This window comes from Phyllobacterium sp. P5_D12, assembly GCF_054049495.1.
The window spans coordinates 1-558 of sequence record NZ_JBFUMG010001177.1 but is presented as its reverse complement, the minus strand read 5'-3'; the positions used below and the strand labels follow the sequence as shown (position 1 = coordinate 558).

At 56.8% G+C, this 558-nt stretch carries 1 protein-coding gene; it reads left to right on the top strand.

Features of this window, described 5'->3' with window-relative positions:
• On the top strand, nt 1–558 hold a 558-nt coding region (locus tag ACXJ5O_RS29365), incomplete at both ends, for an amidohydrolase family protein (RefSeq protein ID WP_457302973.1).

The following is a 558-nucleotide window of genomic DNA, read 5'->3' as shown; positions in this document are numbered from 1 at the left end:
ATGCAACTTCGCTCTATCCGTCGGCTAAGGACTATACCGACATCTATGCGAACTATGATCTTCTCGGATCCAAGACGCTGCTGGGCCATTGCATTTTCCTTTCGGATCGGGAACTCACGACACTCGCCGAGACAAAGTCGGTTGCGGTTTTCTGCCCGACCTCCAATCTGTTCCTCGGCAGTGGCTTGTTTGACCAAGGTCGGTTCAAAGAGCTCGGTGCACGCACGTCTGTTGCGACCGATGTGGGCGGCGGGACCAGCTTCTCAATGCTCGAGACGATGAGCGAGGCCTACAAGGTTTTGCATGTACAGGGCCAGCGCCTCTCACCATTCAATTCCTACTACATGATGACGCTCGGCAATGCCCGGGCACTAGGTCTTGAGGATCGCATCGGTTCGCTGCGGGCGGGGGCGGATGCCGATATCACCATTCTCGACAGCCGTGCCAAACCGGCGATGGAATTGCGCATGAGGACGGCCACGACCTTGGCGGAGGAGCTGTTCATCCTCCAGACCATGGGCGATGATCGTTCTGTTTCAGAGTTTTACGTCGCCGGCA